Origin of the sequence: Plebeiibacterium sediminum (assembly GCF_026013605.1) — a bacterium.
GTDB classification, from domain to species: Bacteria; Bacteroidota; Bacteroidia; order Bacteroidales; family Marinilabiliaceae; genus Saccharicrinis; species Saccharicrinis sediminus.
In genome coordinates this window covers 1-22,279 of the sequence record NZ_JAPDPJ010000046.1, presented here as the reverse complement: position 1 = coordinate 22,279, position 22,279 = coordinate 1, and the positions used below count along the sequence as shown (strand labels likewise).

General features: G+C 32.0%; 18 protein-coding genes. 10 read left to right on the top strand and 8 right to left on the bottom strand.

The window, feature by feature from the left end:
• The first annotated feature begins 208 nt into the window (after window positions 1-208).
• The gene (locus tag OM075_RS17095; protein WP_301191754.1) at window positions 209-1,192 is read left to right on the top strand and encodes a serine hydrolase; all 984 of its coding nucleotides are present in this window, start codon (window positions 209-211) and stop codon (window positions 1,190-1,192) included.
• Window positions 1,193-1,236: 44 nt separating this feature from the next.
• The gene (locus OM075_RS17090; protein ID WP_301191753.1) at window positions 1,237-4,026 is read left to right on the top strand and encodes a hypothetical protein; all 2,790 of its coding nucleotides are present in this window, start codon (window positions 1,237-1,239) and stop codon (window positions 4,024-4,026) included.
• A 3-nt stretch (window positions 4,027-4,029) separates the two neighbouring features.
• Here OM075_RS17090 and OM075_RS17085 read toward each other — a convergent pair whose 3' ends face one another.
• Together OM075_RS17085 and OM075_RS17080 are read right to left on the bottom strand one after the other, a co-directional pair.
• Window positions 4,030-5,298, bottom strand: coding sequence for a serine hydrolase (locus OM075_RS17085; RefSeq protein WP_301191752.1), 1,269 nt, complete (start codon window positions 5,296-5,298; stop codon window positions 4,030-4,032).
• Between the two features lie 7 nt (window positions 5,299-5,305).
• Window positions 5,306-8,215, bottom strand: coding sequence for a PEP/pyruvate-binding domain-containing protein (locus OM075_RS17080; protein ID WP_301191751.1), 2,910 nt, complete (start codon window positions 8,213-8,215; stop codon window positions 5,306-5,308).
• Between the two features lie 134 nt (window positions 8,216-8,349).
• On the opposite strand from OM075_RS17080, the gene OM075_RS17075 reads away from it, so the two are divergent.
• The 7 genes from OM075_RS17075 to OM075_RS17045 all read left to right on the top strand — a co-directional run bounded on the left by OM075_RS17075 (window position 8,350) and on the right by OM075_RS17045 (window position 13,539).
• Window positions 8,350-9,027: a response regulator gene (locus OM075_RS17075; protein WP_301191750.1), complete on the top strand. Its 678-nt coding sequence runs from the start codon at window positions 8,350-8,352 to the stop codon at window positions 9,025-9,027.
• Window positions 9,028-9,061: 34 nt separating this feature from the next.
• Complete coding sequence (locus OM075_RS17070; protein WP_301191749.1) at window positions 9,062-10,426, top strand: sensor histidine kinase; 1,365 nt, start codon at window positions 9,062-9,064, stop codon at window positions 10,424-10,426.
• A gap of 2 nt (window positions 10,427-10,428) precedes the next feature.
• Window positions 10,429-11,802: a HAMP domain-containing sensor histidine kinase gene (locus tag OM075_RS17065; RefSeq protein ID WP_301191748.1), complete on the top strand. Its 1,374-nt coding sequence runs from the start codon at window positions 10,429-10,431 to the stop codon at window positions 11,800-11,802.
• 95 nt (window positions 11,803-11,897) lie between these two features.
• Window positions 11,898-12,299, top strand: a complete 402-nt coding sequence (locus OM075_RS17060) for a hypothetical protein (RefSeq protein WP_301191747.1) — start codon at window positions 11,898-11,900, stop codon at window positions 12,297-12,299.
• An 89-nt stretch (window positions 12,300-12,388) separates the two neighbouring features.
• On the top strand, window positions 12,389-12,757 hold the full coding sequence (locus OM075_RS17055) for a DUF8428 domain-containing protein (RefSeq protein ID WP_301191746.1): 369 nt from the start codon (window positions 12,389-12,391) through the stop codon (window positions 12,755-12,757).
• Window positions 12,758-12,951: 194 nt separating this feature from the next.
• Window positions 12,952-13,287 (top strand): hypothetical protein, encoded by a 336-nt coding sequence (locus OM075_RS17050; RefSeq protein ID WP_301191745.1) that lies wholly within the window; start codon window positions 12,952-12,954, stop codon window positions 13,285-13,287.
• Window positions 13,288-13,434: 147 nt separating this feature from the next.
• On the top strand, window positions 13,435-13,539 hold the full coding sequence (locus tag OM075_RS17045; RefSeq protein ID WP_435873482.1) for a recombinase family protein: 105 nt from the start codon (window positions 13,435-13,437) through the stop codon (window positions 13,537-13,539).
• A gap of 1,452 nt (window positions 13,540-14,991) precedes the next feature.
• On the opposite strand, the gene OM075_RS17040 is transcribed toward OM075_RS17045, so the two are convergent.
• The 6 genes from OM075_RS17040 to OM075_RS17015 form a co-directional block, all read right to left on the bottom strand.
• A complete protein-coding gene (locus OM075_RS17040) occupies window positions 14,992-15,786 on the bottom strand; it encodes a DNA adenine methylase (RefSeq protein ID WP_301191744.1) in 795 nt (264 codons plus the stop codon).
• A 13-nt stretch (window positions 15,787-15,799) separates the two neighbouring features.
• Window positions 15,800-16,738 (bottom strand): hypothetical protein, encoded by a 939-nt coding sequence (locus OM075_RS17035; protein WP_301191743.1) that lies wholly within the window; start codon window positions 16,736-16,738, stop codon window positions 15,800-15,802.
• Complete coding sequence (locus OM075_RS17030; protein WP_301191742.1) at window positions 16,739-18,523, bottom strand: ORC-CDC6 family AAA ATPase; 1,785 nt, start codon at window positions 18,521-18,523, stop codon at window positions 16,739-16,741.
• A complete protein-coding gene (locus OM075_RS17025) occupies window positions 18,523-19,731 on the bottom strand; it encodes a metallophosphoesterase family protein (protein ID WP_301191741.1) in 1,209 nt (402 codons plus the stop codon). Before OM075_RS17025 ends, OM075_RS17030 begins: the two co-directional genes overlap by 1 nt.
• A 355-nt stretch (window positions 19,732-20,086) precedes the next feature.
• The gene (locus OM075_RS17020; protein WP_301191740.1) at window positions 20,087-20,269 is read right to left on the bottom strand and encodes a hypothetical protein; all 183 of its coding nucleotides are present in this window, start codon (window positions 20,267-20,269) and stop codon (window positions 20,087-20,089) included.
• Window positions 20,270-20,297: 28 nt separating this feature from the next.
• Complete coding sequence (locus OM075_RS17015; protein ID WP_301191739.1) at window positions 20,298-21,053, bottom strand: hypothetical protein; 756 nt, start codon at window positions 21,051-21,053, stop codon at window positions 20,298-20,300.
• Window positions 21,054-21,241: 188 nt separating this feature from the next.
• Here OM075_RS17015 and OM075_RS17010 point away from each other — a divergent pair, with 188 nt between their 5' ends.
• Window positions 21,242-21,445 (top strand): hypothetical protein, encoded by a 204-nt coding sequence (locus OM075_RS17010; RefSeq protein ID WP_301191738.1) that lies wholly within the window; start codon window positions 21,242-21,244, stop codon window positions 21,443-21,445.
• Window positions 21,446-22,279: the final 834 nt, after the last annotated feature.

The following is a 22,279-nucleotide window of genomic DNA, read 5'->3' as shown; positions in this document are numbered from 1 at the left end:
AATATATTGTATAATTAATTTACCATCTACAGTTTTTATTTATTTTAAAGGATAAGTACAAATGAAGGTAAGTAACCTTCAAATTTTAATTCATTTTTAATCTCTTTTTTATTATGAATTCTGCAAATATCGATAGTTTCGCATTCAACATTTATATATCGTTGATAGGCTTTATAATTATTGATTGTATTTAATCAAACACAGTTGTATGAAAAGAAGTAAAAAAATAGGTTTTGGTGCATTTGTAGGATTAATTGTAATGGGTGGATTACTAACTAAAGGGCATGTTTGGGCAAAAGAATATAGGGATGTAAACAGTGAGAACGCAACTGCAGAGATTATTTTACAACCTAAAGGATTACCCATATTTGTTAATGATTCACTATTTGTTCCATTACGAGAACAACTCAATTCCAATTTCCAGAAAAAGCTTGAAGAAACAATTTATAAAAATAAAAAGTGGGCAAAACTAATTAAAGAACAGCGACTTGCAATTGGGGTTGTAGATCTTAGTTCGCCTCAAAATGTAAAATTTGCAAGAATTAATGGAAATCACATGATGTATGCAGCTAGTTTACCTAAGATAGCTGTATTACTTGCCATGGAAGATGCCATGGAAAAAGGTGAGATTAAGGAGACCAGCGAAATTAAATCAGATATGCGTTTGATGATGAGTAAATCAAACAATCAGTGTACAACACGTTTAATAGATATGTTGGGATTTAATAAAATTTCAAAGGTTTTACAGGATCCTCAATACGATTTATACGATGAGGATTATGGTGGAGGTATATGGGTTGGTAAAAGATATGCCAAAACAGGTGCAAGGGTTCCGGATCCGCTGGAAGGTATAAGTCATGCTGCAACCGCAACACAAGTATGCAGGTTCTATTATATGCTGGCATATGGCAAATTGGTAAATTATGAACGTTCAAGAGAAATGCTCGAATATATGTCTGATCCGGAATTACATCATAAATTTGTTAATACACTTGACCGATTAGCACCAAGGGCCAGAGTATATCGAAAATCAGGTACTTGGCATGAATATCATGCAGATTCAGTACTTGTTTGGGGGCCTGAATGGAGACGTTATATTCTGGTAGGATTAGTTGAAGACGCAGAGGGAGAGAATATTTTACGTGAGTTAATGTCTGAAATTGATAAAATGTTAAAACCTAAATCGACATAAAAGATTATATTTAAAGCCTTAACTGGCTTTAATTTTTATATACAATGGAGATTAAATATGAAGGGCGTAAATACTTAAATTATCTTCTGAATGCATTTTTTGATGTAAAGCCAGGCGAGGTTAAAAAAGTATTTTTGATGCAGTTAAATATTTTTTTAACAGTCACAACACTGTTGATCATCAAACCTGTAGCAAATGCTTTGTTTTTGGCACAGATTGGTGTTGACAAATTACCGTATAGTTTTGTTTTAGTTGCAGCAACAGCCTTATTATTGTCTAGATTTTACTCCAAAAAACTCATAAATAGATCGTTATCGAATGTTATAAAAGTTACTTTATTAGTTTCGGCATTTGCATTGATTGTATTTTCCGTATTATTACAGTTGAACTTACTTGAATCTTGGGTTTTATACTTGTTTTATATAGGAGTAGCTATATTTGGATTATTGACAACATCCCAATTTTGGATTTTATCAAACCTTGTATTTAATACCCGGGAAGCAAAGCGTTTATTCGGAATTGTTGGAGCGGGGGCTATTGCAGGGGGAATTTTTGGCGGATATCTTACAACAGTACTAGCTCCTTTGGTTTCAGTAGAAAATATGCTTTTTGTTGCTGCATTCATATTGTTTGTTAATGTGAAACTTAACAGAATGATTTGGGTACGTTATGTAAATCAGTTAAACACCTATCAGCACCAAAAAAGAGTTGTACAAGAAAGTAAGCATCCCATACAGCTGATTCGTCAATCAAAACATTTAACCTACCTTGCATTAATCATCGGACTTGGAGTTATTGTGTCTAAATTGGTTGATTTTCAATTCAGTGCATTAGCATCAAGATCCATTTATGACCCTGATGAGCTAGCTGCATTTTTCGGACTCTGGTTTTCAAACTTTAATGTAATTTCTCTTTTAATACAATTACTCATTACCCGGCGGGTAGTTGGTATTTATGGAGTAGGGAGTTCTTTGTTCGTTCTTCCGGCATTTATCCTCTTCTCAACATCATTGCTTTTTATATTCCCCATACTTGCTGTGGCTATCCTTTTAAAAACATGTGATGTTTCAATAAAACAAAGTATCAATAAGGCAGCAACTGAACTTTTAGCCTTACCAATACCATCAGGTATAAAGAGTCAGACTAAAAGTTTTATAGATGTTTTTGTAGATACTGCTGCTACAGGTATTAGTGGTTTGCTGTTGATCTTTGTAGTTAATGGAATGAACTTGTCTACTACTGCCGTTAATATATTGATTGTTATGGTAGTATTGGTTTGGTTTTATATAGCCCGAAAAGTAAGAATAGAATATATTAGTGCTTTTAAACAAAAATTGATTCGTCAGGATGGTAAAAATGGAAAGTCTAGTATTGATTTCTCAAATGAATCTGTTATTCAAGGTTTAAAAAAAGTTCTGGAAAAAGGAACTGAAAAGCAAAAGCTTTTTATACTAAAAAAGATAGAGCAATTAAAAGATATAAGATTTGCAACGCAGGTATTACCACTGTTAGAATCAGAGAATATTCAGATACGTATTGAAGCCTTAAGATGTATGTATTTTATGCCAATGATATTTGATGAAAGTTTACTAATTAAATATCTACAGGATAAAAATATTGAAGTAAGACAACTGACTTTTGATATTTTATTACGGTATTCTACAGAAGGCAGAGTTAGGTTTATACAACGATTTTTGCAAAACGAAGATCCTTTGGTAAGTAGTGCCGCGTTAGTTGGATTATCCATTGAAGCAAGAGACAATGCAGAGATGAAACGCGTATTTCAATTGAACAGCCTGATTCGTGATAAAATAGATTATTTAAAAATTATTGTTGATCAAGAAGAGTTAATAGCATACAAATCAATGATTCTTAGGTCAATTGGACATGCTAATGTAGAAGAATTTTACCCGTTTATTAATCAGAGTATTGAAATAAAAACAGATAAAACAATTGTTAATGAAGCTATTAAAGCTGCGGGATTCACTTTAAATGCCACTTTTGTTCCTGTATTAGTTTCGCTTCTGTGTAAAGACGAATACAAAGATACGGCCTGTCAGTCACTGGCTCACTTTGGACCTGCAATTTTCAAAGACCTTTTAATTTATTATGAGGATCCATCTGTAAATTCAGAAATTAAACAAAGTATTCCAAAGGTTGCCGAATACATATCTTCACCTGCATCTGTTGATTTTCTTTTAATGTTGATAAAGAAAGAGGATAGCCTATTTTGTATAAATGTGCTTAATTCACTGAATCAGCTTAGAATAAACTCACCTCATTTATTGGTGAATAAAAAAACAGTAATTCGTATGATTACTGAAGAAGCAAGTTTGTTTCAGGATATCTTATCGGTTTTGTACACTCAGCAAAAAATGATTTTATCCGATGCTGATCATGAATTAAATAAGAAAAAAATTGAGTTAAAGTCAGAATTGATACGTCAGTTGGAGTTTAAAATGGATCAGATTCTTGAGAGTATTTTTAAACTACTGGGGTTGCGTTATCCTCCAGAAGAAATAGGCACTGTTTATGAGAATATTCAAAGTAAAAGTCAGGAACAACGATATGCGGCCATTGAATTTATAGAAAATATTCTTGATAATGACTTAAAGAAAATACTCATACCTATAATTGAAATAGCTGCATTGGATAAACTAACTGATGAAGTTGTAAAATCAATGCAATTAAAAAAACTAAACGAGATTGAATGTTTTGATCTGCTTTTAAATTATGGAGATAAGGATATCATTCAATCTGTTTCAGCTATTGTAAATATATCTCTAAAAGAAGAGGCTTTGGAATCATTGATTAAAAAATACAGCCTCTTTTAAAGATTATAATTTTTTCTTGATGATACGATCAATAAATGTGGCCAAAGTTTGGTGATCCACACCTGAGTTTTTCTTTAGTACGTTCGACATAAGCGCAACAAGGTAGGTTGTTCCATCAGGGTGTTCCACAATGGCAACCGAGTTCATGTAATTATCAACATTGCCTTTATATTTACCACATTCGTAGCCTTCTTCTGGTTTACATTTGTATAAACTACCCGATTTAAAATATACGGCTGCATTAATCAAAGCAGGAGATGAGGCATACCGGATTCTCCTGTCGGTCATATAAAGAAGTTTTTTTATTTCAAGGCTTGATTTCTCATCAATTACTTTTCCTCTTTCAAGAGCAATCAGATAAGTGATTAAACCATATGGAGAGCCAGTACTACCACCTTGTCCTGGGATGTACGAACTTGCACCCTTAGTAAAAAATGTACCAAGTCGCCAGTCTTCTTTTTCAATACCTAAATCCCTAAGTGGATCATTGACCACCGCAATAGCTTTTTCGCTTAATGTTGCTTTATTGGTGGCTTTAAAATAAGCTTCAGCCTGTTCTTCTGTTAATGCAGGATAGTTGGTTCCAAACACATTCATAAGTATAGCTTCACGCCAAACCACACTGGCAGCACCATTATTGCTCACAGATAACATGTGATCGATCCATTCATAAAGAGTAAACACATCATCAGCCTGTACAGTTCTTTTAAAGAACTTTTGTTCATCAGGATAAAAAAATGGGACAGTGTGTTCATCATATAGAGCCCATTTACCAGCTCTGACTGTTTTTGATTTTAATAGTTCAATTCTCTTTTCGAATGAGGTAGGATATAATCTTTGTAATTCTCTGAAAAATCCGGTAACAACAGCAATTTTACCAACACTTCCGGGCTGGTATTGGCGATGCTCGTTTAACTTTGCATATCTAATAGGTTTTCCTTTTGTAATATCTACTACTGCAATTGAATAACTTTCATCTAGATTAGGAAAAAGACCTGTAATTGCCTTTTGAAATTTAGCATCGGGCTTTGGCAGTTGAATGAGACTATCACCTTTTTCACCTGTTAAATTAAGCTTTATGCTTGCCGATGATCGTAATGCACCACTTATAGGTTGTACATCTTTAATGGTACCGTCAATAATCAACTTTAATCTTTGTAATCTTTTAATACCTGTTTTATCATATCCATCAATAGGATAAGGACTAGATGTAAAAGGTATAGATAAGAATAGAACTAAAACAAGCTTATATTTTAAACCAATGATATTCATTTCTCAATTATTTATTTTTTATAGAGTCAGTTAGTTTTATTAAAGCAGTACCAACAGGTGTTTGTTTACCTGATAAGTATTCTGTAGCAAAAGCATTTTTATTTTCCACAAATGGTCTTACCTGAAATAACCATATTTTGCCATCTTTTATGCCAAGTTCTATATCGAATGGAACATTTTTTTCAATGCCGGCAGAAGCTCTTAATTTAATAATAGCTGAATCTACTATTTTTTTTAACTGGTTCAGATCAGCATCAGACAATACACGTTGATTAAAGGCAACTTGTTTCTTTTCAACTCCACCTGTTTTGGGTAAAGTAGTTTTTTCAGGTTCGCGTGCAACAGAAACCAATTGATTATTGCCATTTGATACCACCCAGGTTTCAGATAACTGACCTTCTACAGCACCACCAACACCTTTATTGAAAGCCAATGTCATTCCATCAGAACTGCCATTAATAACATTTTTTGTAATGATAACACCAGAGCAATCTGCATTTACACTAGGAATAATGAGTATGGATGGAAAAACATTTTCCGGATTTAAAAGAAACTTTTGACGCCATTTATAACTTCTTTCGGTATATGGAGATGCCCAAACATCTCTTATGCCTTGCAGAATAGATTGTTCATCCAGCACATTAAAAAGTGTCAGATTAAGCCCTGCACCAGTAAATTCCTTCAGATCTTCCATGTTGGTATCGCTTCTTAAAAATACAGGAATACTACCAATGTTTTGACCAAATACCTGAGTGAAGTTTTGTTGCAAATCCTTAATAAAAGAAGGAAGAAACGTGATGTTTTTTATGGCGTTTCTTATTTCGTCCAGACCTTTCATTATATAAATTTCAATATCAGAATCTGATTGGTTATTGTTTTTCATGCTTTCTGCCTGCTTAAAAATCTGATTCAGATATTGCCAATACGAAATTTGTTTACCAGGCATTGTTTGATTCAGGTGGTTTTTAAAAATACCAAAAGGAATAACCAAACCATTAACAACATTGTCAGGAAACAATAATTTAAGCTGAGCCAGGTTTGCAGCTTTAGGTCCGCAATAAATGCCTGAATGAGTCGCATTAAGATCTTTCATTTTTAAAATTGAAGTTTGATCAAGCTTCATTTTATCTAGTGGAACTCTGACTTTTTCTTGTTTTACCTGTTTTGTTGTTTTTGTAAATAGTAATTGTTCCTGCGAACTCATTTCCGACTGCAATTTCATAATAATTGAACCATCTTTTTTCACAGCATAAAACACCTCTTGTGCATTAAATGATTTCAGTTCGTTAAGCAAAGAAGGTGTGATTACAGCATTCGGAATTCCAAGATTTCTGGCTAAAAGCTGCACATGCGAAACCATATTACCTTCGGTAATTGTCATGATACCGGCAACAGGTTTTAAATCAGCCGGTGGCCTGTTAAATACGTATATACAATTGCTATTTACATCCTTTAATTCTTCATTATTAGATATAATAAGCAGTTTTCCTTTAGCATAACCGGGATTCAAACCCCTTGCTTGAGAGCCATTTGTTGTGTTTAATATGATATTGGAATTACCCAGTTTGTCAGCAACCAGTTTATTTAGTGGTTCAATTTGTTGCCCCATCATTAATAAACAACTGTTTCTTATTTTTTCGTCAATAAAACCATTAACCAAGGGTTCAAAAGTTGTGAAACGTTCAATGGTGGCGTCATAACTGGAACTATACTGACTACTGCACCATTCAATTACAGACAAGGAACTTCTGTAGAACTTATTTAATTCATTAACAGTAACGGATTCGTTACTTATGGTTATCATATCTTTTTTTATGGTGTTCCATTCCCATTCTTCTATGTATCCGCAACCATAAACCGCATCAAAAAATAATTCTATTATTTGTACCTGTTCTCCTGTGGTTTTACAAACAATTTTTGGAGATTCATTACGTAATATTTCTTCCAATTTTAAAGATATATCCAATAATAAAAGTCTGTCATTAGCTTTTATTTTGGTATTTATTTGATTTCTTACGAAAACAAGCATTTGTGTTGCAACTCTAAACTTTTCATCTGACGATTTAGATTTTTGTAATTCGGTATTATAAGTACCAATGGAAACTTTTAATTCACTTGACGCAATTTTTCCAGAAAGCATTTTTACCACTCCGACATGATCCTGATGGTATAGCTGATCCATTGATTTAATCAACTTTTCAAGCTTTGCAATAATTTCAGGTGACAGTTGAGACTTATTTTTTAAGAGATAGTTACGAACTTCATTAATATCGCTTTCATCCGGTTGTCCATGAATTTTTACTCTGATATTAAGAAATGAAGCCACAGTATCAGATATTTCTTTAGAAATTAAGCGTATGTTCTGAGATAAATTATCATCAATACGGTGAGGAATATCTTTTATCGCCTGTCGGATTAAAAAATAATGTTGTTTTAGATTTTCATCATCGCTTAAAACATATTTAAAAAAGTCAATCCCCCAATTGTCTTCATCTTCAGCTTGATAAGCACCTCTGTAAAATTGTGCTTTTCTGTTAATCCATCCATTATCAATACTTCTCAGGTATTTTTCAAGTTGGTATTGTTTTAACCTTGAATTTTCATATCCGGCATCCCAAAATTCTTCATTATTTGTAGTAGATAAAATTTGGCCTAAATACAGATGTTGATTTTTTTGAAGCTCAACAATATAGTCTTTATATCGGGCTCTCTGAACGCCTCCTTTATCCGGACATCTTTGTTGTGGAGGTACTACTGAGCCATCAGGACAAAACCAACGAATATCTTTGTAAGGTCCCTTTATATCAGATTTAAATTCCTTGATTTTAATAGCAATTTCTTCGTTACTTTGTGACATTGTGGCAAGAGGAATGCCTAGAAAAATTATAATGGGTAATAAATGACGAAGTACTTTCATTTTGTGGTCTTTATTAAAAAAATATATTACGCAATGTATATATTTAAAATGTATTTAATGGGAATAATATCTATATATTGTTGTTATATATTAGAAAAACATATCCTTATATTCACCTACAAAATAATACCATAATGAAGATATTAATTATCGAAGACGAACCTAAAGTAGTAGAGTTTTTGAAAATGGGATTGGAAGAACAAGGATATATGACTGAAATAGCTTACGATGGGCAACTGGGTGAGCGTTTAGCCATAAGGGGAGGTCATGATCTGATTCTTCTGGATGTGATCCTTCCATTAAAAAATGGATTTGAGGTTTTAAGAAATATCAGGGAACATAATAATAATGTACCAATCCTTATGTTGACAGCCTTAGGAACAATGGATGATAAAATCAATGGATTTGACAATGGGGTCGATGATTATCTGGTTAAACCATTTGAATTTAAAGAACTGTTGGCCAGAATTAAGTCTCTAACCAAGCGAAACAAAGGGCTTTTTCAAACATCCAACACCTTAAAAGTGGCTGATTTGATTCTTAATTTGGATAAAAGAATTGCTTTGAGAGGTGATATTTCTATAGAGTTGACTGCAAAAGAGTTTCATTTGCTTGAATATATGATGAAGAATAAAGATAAAGTACTAACCAGATTAGATATAGCAGAAAAAGTTTGGGATATTAATTTTGACACAGGCACAAATGTGGTAGATGTTTATATCAATATTCTTAGAAAGAAAATTGACAAATCCTTCGAAAAAAAGTTAATCCATACAAAAATAGGTATGGGCTACATATTGAGCGATCATTAATAAAAAAGGTATATTTTTAAAAATTTGGATTAAGATGCGAAGGTCCATTTATAATAGTTATTACGCAAAAAAATGGTTTAGTCTTTACTTGTTATTCTTTTTTTCGTTTCTGGTTTTAGTTTTTACCGGTTTCATGATGTATCGGTTTACTGCAAATATTGTAAAGGAGAGTAAGGAAATATCAAGATTAACATCGATATATGAAAATCTTGAAGAACTCAGAATTGGGTTACGCACTTCTATAATTTATCAAAAAGATTATTCTTTAACTGACGAATCAAAGTATTTAGTGCAGTATCAACAATCAAAACATAAAAACTTTGAACTGCTTCATAAATTCAATTATGCTGACTTTACAGACATAATGACCAGTGAAACTGTTGATACAATTTATCATTTGATGGAGATCAATTATCATCATCTTGACTCCATGATTATGATTGATAGCCTTGGAATAAAGAATTCAGATGATGATATAGAATTATATAGTGAAACTGTTTTTAGTAGTTTGTCAAACATTAATAAATCACTTGAAACCCGAATAGAACAAAAATTCAAGCATTTTAGGTCAAATACAGAAATGAATGCTTACCGATCTGAATATTTTATCATCTTTGTTTACAGTATTGCCATTATTATTTTACTTGTTTGTTTTTTGGTGTTATTAAACCAGATAAAGAAAAGAAAATTTTTGGTTAATCAGTTAGAAGATAGCAATCGGTTAAAAGATAAATTTTTCTCAATTATTGCACATGACCTGCGTTCTCCTTTTCAATTTTTAATGAACTTATCAGCTTTTCATAACGGACTTGAAGGTCATAAAAACCGTGATCGACTTATTAAAGATTTTATGCAAAGTATTGAAGCAACCACTACCAAAACTTATAATTTACTCAACAACCTTTTAAATTGGGCAAATAGTCAAACCGGTGTGCTTAAACTTAAAAAAGAAAAATTTGATCTTTACCTGGTTATTAAAGAAGTTGCTGAGTTTTATAATGATTCAGTTGTCAATAAAAATATTTTATTGAAGCTCCCCTTTGAACATATAGAGATTGATGCAGATAAAAACATGATTGCTACGGTTATCAGAAACCTTTTAGGTAATGCAATTAAATTTACTTCCGATGGTGGCTTAATTGAGATTAAAACAAATCTTACACAAAATTATGTGGAAGTTTCTGTTATTGATAATGGCAGAGGAATTACTTCGGGAGACTACTACAAACTTTTTAAAATAGACGAGGATTTTAGGAATATAGGAAATCAAGAAGGAAAGGTTAGTGGACTGGGATTAATCTTATGTAAAGAATTTGTCGATTTGCATAAGGGTAAAATATATGCTGGTCCTAATAATACAAAAGGTTCTATTTTCTCATTTTCATTACCTGTTAACTAACTATGGAAATACGTAAAAAAATTACGCTTCAATTTGTTATTATCGTTGCACTTATTTACTTGTTAACCATTACTGCTATTTACATTTCATTTTCCGAAACACGTAAAGAAGAGTTTTATGATCGTTTATCAAGTAAAGCCAAATCCATCGCTCAGATGCTTGTGGATATTGATGAAATAGATAAGGAAGTATTGCGCAAAATAGAACAAAATAACCCATTAAGTTTGCCAAATGAAAAGGTGAATATTTACGATAAATTAAACCGTTCACTATTTTCATCAGAGATGGAGGAGTCTGATCACTATTCAGTTGAATTACTTAATATTGTCAGAATTTCGAATGAAGTGAGATTTAGGTTTAAAAAAGAGGAGATTGTAGGATATTATCATAAAGGTCAGAACGACAAGATAGTTGTATTTGTAGCCGCAGAGGATATTTTTGGAATGAAGAAACTGAAACGTCTGGGGTTGATTCTGATTATAGTATATGTTTCAGGTATGTTGGTGGTCTTTCTGGCTGGCCGTATTTTTGCCCGTAATGCTCTTAAACCCTTAGCCAATTTGATTGATGAAGTAGACCATATTAAGCCCTCTCAGATAGGAATACAATTAAACGAAGGTAATGGTACTGATGAAATATCTAAATTATCTCAAACTTTTAACCGTTTTTTAAGACGTCTGGAATCTGTGTATAACATGCAAAAAAACTTTATAAATAATGCTTCTCATGAACTAAGAACACCGCTTACAGTTCTTTCCGGACAACTGGAAGTTATGTTACTTAAAGAAAGAAAAAATGAAGAGTATAAAAGAATTATTGAATCCACACTGGAAGAGCTAAAAAAGCTGTCTGAATTCTCGAATCAACTTTTATTATTGGCTCAGGCAAGTTCTGATTTTAGCGACTTAAATTTTTCTCATTGCAGGGTTGATGACTTATTATGGCAGTCGAGACAGGAATTAATTAAACGAAAATCAAATTATTCAATTGAAATATCCTTCTCAGAAGAGATAGACTCGGAAAATAAATTGCTGGTTTTTGGCAACTCTATGCTATTAAAAACTGCTTTTTTAAATTTAATGGATAATGGGTGTAAATACTCACCTTCAAATACAGTTAGAATTAACATAAGTTCTGAATTGGAAAAATATGTAGTTATAGAGTTTGCTGATAAGGGCATTGGTATATCTGATGCCGATCTAAAACATATTTATCAACCATTCTATCGTGCTAAAGATGTACTACAAACACAAGGACATGGAATAGGTTTGTCGCTTGTGGATAAGATTGTTAAACTGCATAAAGGCGAGATAAAAATAGATTCACAGGTAAATACAGGGACGACTATTACGATTTGTTTCCCTTTAATTGTATAATCTTTTTAATTGTATTTTAATTTCAGTTTTAATCGGACTTAATTTTCACAAACTATTTTCGATTTATATAATAATATAATATAAATCGAGATATCATGAATATAACTTCAAATAAATCAAACGTAGTACTGATCTCGTCACCGACAGGTATTACGTTAATATCCTGCATTTTATACATTTCACACCACCACCCTAAAAATGATCTTTATCAAGAAAGAATCCGCAATGAAATGTTACTTTCTGAAAAAATGAAATTAGATGAGAATGATTCTATGTTAAAAGATAAGGTTTTGGATTTTTCAAATAAGACTAATCAACAAGAAGATGTTATCAGAAAAATTACAAATGAATTGATGGTTAAGCAAAATGAAATAAATCTTTTAATAAAGGAAAAGGGTACTGCAGCTAAACTTAAAAATAAACTGGCAGAATTTGAAGAAATCCCCAAAAGGCTAAATGAAGAACTTAAACAAAAAACGATTGCTCAAACAATCTAAAAAACGAATTAGATAAGATAAATGAATTATTAAGTAAAATACAAAAAGAGAATCAGGATTTAACTAGAGATAATTCTTTTTTAAAAGGAATGGTGGCTGATAATTATAGAATTGAAGCTTTTAGTGGGATAAATGATCATCTGACAATTAAAGGTAAGCGTACAAAGAGATTATCAATCAGTTTTGATCTACCAATTGATGTTGCAAATGATGTTCATTTTACTTTAATCGATCCGAAAGGAAACGAATTTTCAAGCAGCACAAGTAAAAATGTGTCTATCATCTATCAGGAAGAAACATCCAAACTTATAGCTAGTAGTTTAGGTAATGGAGATTTAGATTCAAAGAGAGTTGAGATGATATTTAAACCTGATTACAAACTGCAAAAAGGTACATATACGATTAAAATATGTAATAGCGATGAATATCTTGGTAGTACACAAATTAGGTTTAAATAGTATCTGGTTTAGGGTTTAGTAAATATGTGTATGAGGGTGTCTGAATAAGCAAGCTATCCTTCTTCAAGATAGTTTTTTGTATGTCCAAGTATCTTTCTTTTGTTAGCTGAAATCCGATTTGTGATGACTTGAAAGGTAACTGAAAACGACACCCTCATAGTTTGTAGTTGAAAAAGATAATTAAAATCAATAATATGACAGAAATATATAATAATGCCCTTGTAATAAAAGGAATTAATTCAATTGAGATACAGACAAAATATACGGATCATAACTTTATTGTAATAATTCGGGGTTTTGTTGATAATATCAAATTAGAAATTAATAAAGAAATACATTCATTGTCTATTCAATCATTTTCATTAATGTTGGATACTCAGTTGGAAAAAGCAGGTGAACAAGAAAATTCGCAGTTGGTATTGCCTGATAATGTAGATTTGGAAAATTATTATTACGAAAGAATTAATAATTGTTTATATGTGATATTTAATCACTTAGTGCCTCGTAACGATTTTATGTATTATTATTAGTGGTATTATTTCTCAATAACATGTCCTTTTTTTCTTTAAAAATTAAAAAAGGGAACTAACAAGACATTAAAATTATGAATATTTTCTATTTCATCATGGATTTTTATTGTGAGTTCCATGTGACAATCAAAACCAAAATATAAACATATGAAAATAGGTTATGCAAGGGTTTCTACAAAAGACCAAAAATTAGAAATGCAAACTGAAGCTTTACAAAAAGCAGGTTGTGAAAAGATATTTAAAGAAACTTAAAGTACAGAGAAAGAACATCCGGAACTAGAATAAATTTTAGAAAATCTAATAAAAAAAGCCACTATCAAACGTTCTGACAGTGGCTTTCAATCTTTAACCAAACCTAACCCTAAACTATGAGTTATACACGAATATATAATTTTATCCTTAAAATACCAATACACCATCACTCATTCACCCTAAATACCCCTTTTCCCACGCTTCTGTATAAAGGGTGTATTCGTTCTGGTAATGGCCATTCACTCCTAACACCTCAAAAGTGACAAACAACTCTTCTTTATTGGTGCTTGATTTATAATCAGTGCCTCCACACATCCCGGTATTTTCACTTCACTACGTTCCATTCAAAAACCTCATTTTAGCAATCAGCAATTGCCATTTCAAATTCACAGCTTGCTTAGTCAATGGCAAAAGCTGTTTTTACCCACACACTATTCTTCATCCAAAATTCTATTCAATCCATGTTTGCCACTTCCCATCCCTTCTGGTGCTGTTTTTGTCATATCTTTTGCCCTAATGGCGCTCAATTAACAACTATTGCTGGAGCTTGATTTGTAATCAGCGCCATACACACATTCGGTATTTAAGTCATTCCACTGTTCGTACCTCACAACTAAAAATGCCTTAAAAACCGAGCCCCAAGTGAACTTGGCGCAATCCCATAGCCTTTAATCCTTTCTCGTAAATAGTTTCTTTTCGTACCTCACTTCAACATATTTACTCCAAAGTTTTAAAAGCTGTACACTAGCAAAAGCAACGCCAAAAACAGCACCCCTAAGCTACAATAACATAATGCGTCCCTATATAACTTGCCTATCTTCAATTGCGTAAACCTAATATATCCGGCAGTCCTATAGCGGCATTATGTTAATGAGCCCCACAGCCAGAGTTCCCCGACGCACGCCATCACACACAAACAGCCCATTAAAAAATCACACAAGCCTTACCTCATCTAATATTTTTTAATAAGCTGTTTGTCTTCCCAATTACCAATGGCAAAGGAGCTTATCAGCCCCTTTAGTATCTATCCACCAAACCCCGACCACCACCCCTTTTGCTGTGGTCTTATCACCGGCTTATGTTTTTCTATATGTAATCTTATTTTAGTGCTACATTTACATCTGTCATCGCAGAAAGTCCATATTGTTCCCACCCCCATATACCAACTTTTCCCGTTCCAACCATATCTTGCTCCTCCCCCAAATGCCTAGGGCATGCTTCGCATATCAGGTTTTATTGGGGGCATTCATTACCATCGCCCCAAACCCCCAGGCTGAGAAAAAATAAAATGTAAAGATGTACAGCTTACATATTCTTTTCATTTTATTTTTAATTGGATGATTTACTTTAAGGACAACATAATCAATACATAATTGACAAACAAGTTTAATATGAATAACATTCCTACAAAAGAGTATATAATTTTACATCGATTTTATCTAATGAAAAGGCTTAAATATTAAATAAAAACAAATATTCATCGATCCTTTTTCTTGAAGCAGATAATTTACTCAATCCAGAATATCGATTAACAACCTTAAAATCAACCGATTTATATAAATCCTTTACACTTTCATGTGCTGCATTACTTACAAGAATCTTAACACCACGTTTAGCTGCCTTAAAACAACATTCATATAAACGAACCTGATCTTGCCAACTAAATATATTTTCATTATACCTTTGAAAACCATTCAAATTATGAGCAACTGTATAAGGAGGATCACAATAAACAAAATCGCCTTTTTTTGCCATATGCAAAATAGATTCAAAATCAGAACAATTTATTGTGACGCCCTGTAATTTTTCAGAAGCATTTTTTATTAAATTTCTGGTCCAAAGTATATCTACTTTTCGATTTCCTCCATATGGAACATTAAATTTACCTTGTAGGTTTACCCTATACATTCCTCCAAAAGCTAATCTATTTAAATATAAAAACTGAGCGGCCTTTTTAACATTAGAATTATATTCTGTTGACCTAATTTTATAATAGCTTTCTTTATCTTGAGGCATTTCTTGTATTAAATTCAACAGTTCCTCAGGATAATCACGTACCATCACATACGTATTAATTAGTTCTCTATTTGAATCTGATAAATGAGCAGAAGAGGAATTTATAGAAAAAAAAATAGCCCCACCACCAAGAAACGGTTCATAATATTTACTTAGTCCATTATACGCTTGTACTTCTTTTAAAATAGGCACAAGCCATCTTTTTCCTCCTGGCCATTTCAAAAATGGCATACATGACTCTATTTTAATTCCTTGTGACACTAAATCCTGATATTTTACCTGTTGCTTTTATATTTTCAGGTTTAAAGTTACTATGACTTTGAATATGCATGGCAATTATTCCCTCTTTTTTCAATAATATTGGAATGATTGAACAAGCTAAAATTAATGGTTTTGGTCCATCTGGTACTAAGATAACATCACCGCTGTCTTTCAAATCAAGAGCAATATCGGTCAACCTATTGACCATGAAACTATAATCTTCTATTGGAAGAGAAAATGACAATGCAGCTGAATCAAATAAATACTTATGTTCCTCAACTAAATGGGAGTTCATATCTGGTTTATCTTCTGGATAAGTATAACAAATAACTAAAGTTGAAGGATCTAATATAGTCCTAATTGCATCTGTCTTTATTCGATCAAAACCAATTCCAAAAATATGGCTTCTCTTTAATGGATTTATTGAGGCTTTACCTGCAAATACAGTGATATCATCTGTTCCTGCAGTTGAACAATGTTCTAAATTTGAAGAATAATCACCATGTGAATACCAATAAAAGACTTTATCATTTTCTCCAAGAATATTAATTAAACTTAGAAATATATTACAATACCAATTTCTTGGCATGGAAGAATAATCAATATGAATATTTAGAGAATCTAAATTACATCTAAGAGATTCTATTCTTTTTTTTATCTCATCAATAATTTCATCTTTTTCATTTTTTGAAACATCAATTAATTCCACACCGAATTCTCTTAATATATCTTTGTTCTTTACTGATATTTCATCAATAAAATCATTAAACGAAAAACATAGAATATCCGTCTTAGTTATTTTATTTTCATTTATTAATTTTTTAAAATGATAAATTGACCTTTCTTCAAAACCAACAGCACAAATAAAAAGTGAAACATCTGCAAGATCTGACTTTATTTCTGTATTTATTGAAATATTCATCTATTCGAATTTGAATGAAGTTTGCAAATTATCTAACTTGTAGGATTTTACATTAACCTGTTGTGATTTTTCCTTATTCCATATCAAAGTATTACCACCATTTCTCATTGGAATCCAATACATCAATGCGTACAAATTTGAAAGCGTAAACACTGTTTTAGTAGAAATCTCTGAAATTAAGGAGTTCTCATCCACTTTAAGCCTTGAATAGGCACAACCTAGTTCTAAAGCTTTAACTAACTGCTTATTATTAATCTCATTTTCTTCAAGAAGAAAATCATTACCTACATCTGACAACGCATCATTATGTGTTCGTTGTTTAATATAACTGCATATTTTTTCCAAAATCTCTGCTAAATCTTTACCTCTTTCCGGTAATCTCTCTGTTATTTCAACATGTTGATTTGCATATTTTTGTAATATTTGAGTTTGTTTTTTGGGTGTTAATCTTGTTTTCATACCCTCTTCAAAAATTTGATTCATTATTTGAAGAAATATTCGAGGATTCCCTTCTGAAACTTTTCTAATCATGTTAGGTCCAGCATAAAATCCTGCTACATTAGCTCCAATTGAATTTTTTTTATACATCTCTCGCAAGAAATATATCGGTGCAAACTTATTATATACAGGTTTCAAGTTCTTACCACTTCCTATTCCGTTTTTTAAAGCCTGAGATTTTCTTTTTTCTGAAAATTGATTGACAATACCCAATTCAATTTCTTCCCTGGTTATTTCAGTATTATCAATTTCTTTTTTATAATAATCAATTAAATGATCTCCTCCTTCAAATCCTATCAGGCCCTCAAGAGATACTCCGGTGAGGACTTCTCCTGTTAGTACTTTATTAATTCTATTCTCACAAAGTTGATTTGTTATTTTTTTAAAATCTTCTCCATCAGGCTGAAATGCTATAGATCGATAATTAAAATCATTTCCATTGGGTTCTGCGTATTCACCTTCTATTGAAGTTTCTCTCGTAATATGTCTAAATGGTAATGTTGCCATTTTAATCACAATATTCTGAGAATAAGTCCTAAATAAAGTATTTATACATTTCAAATGATCTTCATCAAGAAAATCCGCTTCGTCAATACATAGTAACCATTTTGGTTCTTCTTCCATTTCTAGATCTTGATAAATATGTCCTGATACACTTTGAATAGGAGTACCTATGGGTTTTGAAAAAACTAGTGGCACAGAACTTAGATCGGTTTCCTTGTGAAAATTAAAATTATGATACATACTTCCTAATTGAAACTTTAATTCCTTAAATGTTGCACAAGGTTGCATATCAGGAAACCACATCCTTGATATTTTCTTTGCTAAACTTAATTCTAATTTTGATTGTTCAATAAAATCAGTTCTAATATCTTGTAGTACGGAATAAATTTCAGTTAGAAAGGTCTGGGCTAAAAAACAATTAAATCCAAACTGAAAAAATTCTGTTCTTGATTTATAGGATAGATCAGATGGATTTATAGTTCTTAAAAATTCAATATTTGTTGGGACATATAATGCAAAATATCTTCTACTTGAAACAATTCTTTTAGCTTCTGGATGAATTATATGTCTCAATAATGAATATTGCATCATCCTTAAAAGTATTGTCTTACCACTTCCTCTTGTTCCCACAAGTACCTCATGCTGGTCATTAAAAAGACTCCAAAAAAATGATGTAGGACAAAACTCTGTCATAAGTTTTTTATTAGAAAAATTCTTTGCCTGACTATCTTTAAAGGGATTTTCTTTATCACATCCTTTAAACTTATTTATTAATGGAATCATTATATATCCTTTAAAATTGCAACATTTGTATTTGGATAAGGACCGAAAAATTTATTCCCTGAGTTATTACAAAATTCTTCAATCTTACTATTTAATTCTTTCAATGGAATAGACTTTAATGACGAAGGTAATTTTCGCCATTCTGGTAGTCGTTTATTATCGGCTCCATTCAAATTGCACAGTTCTTTCAACTCTTCATAACACTCTTCTTCCCCATAGGGTTTTTCAAAAAACATTTCAAAATCTATTGGTAACAAACCCTCATCAAATGTTATTGGTTTCCATCCATTAATAGTTTTATATTGATATGTCCTTATATATAAGGTTCTGTTTTCTGTTAATTCTATTATGTGAAAAAGATTAGGGATTTCGCCATTTGATCTATGATTTGAAGCAACAGATAAACTCCCTGCAGAAACAAAGGTAACTGGATTTTTCCAACCATTCTCAATTCTATTTTTTATTCGTGGATGATGTCTATGTCCATGACAAACAATATTAACACCATATTTGCCAATACATTCTAGGAGTTCTGGACCCTCTGATAAAACTGAATGTTCACTAACTGGTATTTGATATGGATAATTAAATGGGTGATGATGTAATACCAATATTTTCCATTTAGTATTATCCTTATAATTATATAGCTCTTTTGAAATCCAATCTAATTGCTCGGTATCAAGTTTCCCTTGTTTTATTGCATCGTCTTTTGAACATCTCCAACCAGAATTCAATGTAAAGAAAATTACATCATCAAATTCCTTCACTCCAGAATATGGAGCTGGACCTTCTTTCTCATATTTAAAACTATCACCTAACCAATAATTTGCCACAGAACCTGCAACTGCAAGATACCCATTAGTATGATTACTTTTACATTCAGGATTTTCACTAGAACACTCCATATCTATGCCCAAAATATTCCAATTAATATCATGATTTCCTAAAGAAATAATAACTTCCGAATCGTGTAAATTTATCTCATTCGCTATTTCTAATATGGCATCCTTACAATATTTAAATTCATTTGGACTACCTATTGATGTTAAATCCCCAGCAACAATTAAAAAATTAACTTTTTCATTCTTTAGAGTGTTAATTAATTCAGCCTTCAAAGATTTCTCTCCTTGTTCCATTGAAGGAAGAGGCTCTCCTGGCACTGCAAAATCCTTTGTCCTTGACAATTTCCCAAAATGTATATCGCTCAATAATGCAATTTTTGTCATCCTTATCTTAACTCTAATTTTTATCTCGAAGCATTATTAAAACTTATTATAAATCTAAAGTATCTCAATTAATAACTATAACTCCAAGAAAATGATCTTTTATACTATTCAGTATTTAATCAATAACTAAACAATACTAATAAACATCTAATTTTCCACAAAATTAAACATATACATAAATTTTTCAATAGGAATTCTTATAAATAACTACAAATAATATGACAGCTATAATTTCGTAATAATTATCCTTACGTCACAATCCACCATAAACAACAAAAGGTCCTTACATTTCTGCAAGGACCTCATGACCACAAACCTAACTTACAACAAAGAAAAACTAAACGTCTTTCTTCCTACCAAACCAATATTTTAGCAACATAGATACAAAGTAACTTACCACAGTTCCTATAGCAGCAAATACAACCGTTTCTAATAAATCAGAGAGAAACAAACTTTTACCTAACGTCACAAAACACCCTCCTAAAAATCCTATCTTCCCATTTTGTTGTATATCTGCCATAACTGCTTATATAAACTGCTAATTAAAATTATGGAGTATCAATTGCAATCATTGCCAAAGCTCTACTCTCCTGGCTATTGATCAGGTAATACTCACCATTAACCTCCTGGTAATACTCTGCTCCTAATACAACAAATACAGGTAATGTACTTCCTGCAGAAACAGATGAGGTAATATTCACTTCAACAGGATCTGTAGAACCAGTTGCTACTGCGTCTGATTGTACCACATCAACTTCATACTCATTATTCTCAAAATCAACAGCTGCAACTCCAACAGTAAATCGCACTACATCTCCTCCTTCAACTTTTACCAGTTCAAGGCTTGGATTAGCAAAATCTACTACAACGGTTGCTTGTCCGGTGGCACGATCAAAACCAACAGTATGTGCAACTTTAACCATGTCATCCAAACCGTTGTTTCTGTTAAACTCAAACCCTTGCAATAAAGATAAATCACCTGCCAACACAGTTCTTTCGCCACGCTTATTGGTAGTATCCGCTTTAATTACCTTCAATAAATTAGTGGTTAACCTACTTGCCACACGATTATCAGCAGATTTAGAAATAGGCACTTTCAATGCATTTCGTAAAAGCTTACTCGCTTTTCCTGCCCTACCAAATTCTTCCCCATTTTCACGAGTACGTGCAAATGCCGGATCATTCTTAATTCGATCACCATCAACACCACCTTTTGATCGTGCCAGGTAATCTCCTCCACTCTTGTAAAAAGACAAATCTCCTATTCGTCCTTCCAACTTAATTACGCCTTTTTGTCTTGCCATAACATTCTCATTTTTAAATTATCATCAGAAAAGTAAATGGTAAAAAAGCGCTATTACAAATTCGGGTGTCCCATATGTCCCTAAATGTCTTTTTTATACCACAATGTCCTTATAAAAAACCATATTCACTATCTTAGACTTACGGATGAGGTATATCATCCCCATACTTAAAGTAGTGATAAAGTATAATGAGTATTAAAACAGAAAGGGTATGCATCTACCCTAAAGATGTACAAAGAATAACCGGTAAAAGTGAAAAGTCAGGTCAACGATTATTGCAAAAGATCCGAAAAGAGCTCGGCAAAGAAGAACACCAATTTATAACTTCAAAAGAGTTTGCAGATTATTCCGGCATTTCACTTCATGTAATTCAAGAGTATTTAGTGGATTAAGTTTCTACAAATTCACTTTATTCAATCACTATACTTTCTCACCATAAATTTTAGCTTTATTTGTACTCCTAAATCAATGTATTATTCGTAACTTTGTAATTGTCAAAGGACTACAAACCGAAACATATCTACTTAAATAAAAGGTGAACTATTCGGGAATTAGAGAAATAACAATACCGTATTATTATAAATCAATCAATTACAGGATAAGGGTCGAATCTCTCCACCCCGACTACTTAAAATACTAAATAAGTTAAAAGCCTGTAAAATGTATGTTTTACAGGCTTTTTTGTTTTACCGTTTTACCTGTTCCTGTTTACTATAACTCCACTGTGCTGGCTTTCTTAAAATAGGAGAGTAGTGAATCCACAGATAAATTTCCTGAATTGCTTTGTTTTTTTACTTTTATAAAAGTAGATATAAATTCAATGATCGGTTTCATATCTGCATTCCCCTTTAATGTGATGTAGCCATTAGTTATAGACGATTCTAGGTAGTTAACAAAGACTTTTGGAGTATGTCTCCACTCAAGATATGCTTTCTGTATTTGAACAGATAACCGAGCCCGGGTTAAACATGGTATCGGCCTATGGTTTTATTGTTAATTTGCTTATTTGTTGAATTGTTATTTCAAGCTGTAAATTTCTTTGTTCCTTTCTGCTTTTTCCTTTTTCCGTTATCGTTAGTACTAAAGTATATTGAAAAGGGATCACGTACAATATTTGGGTCTGGACAAAAAAAGGGATCACGTACAATATTTGGGTCTGGACAAAAAAAGTGATTATTTTGCTGTTAAATAGAAACAGAAAATAAAAACAAGTAATAAGTTGAAAG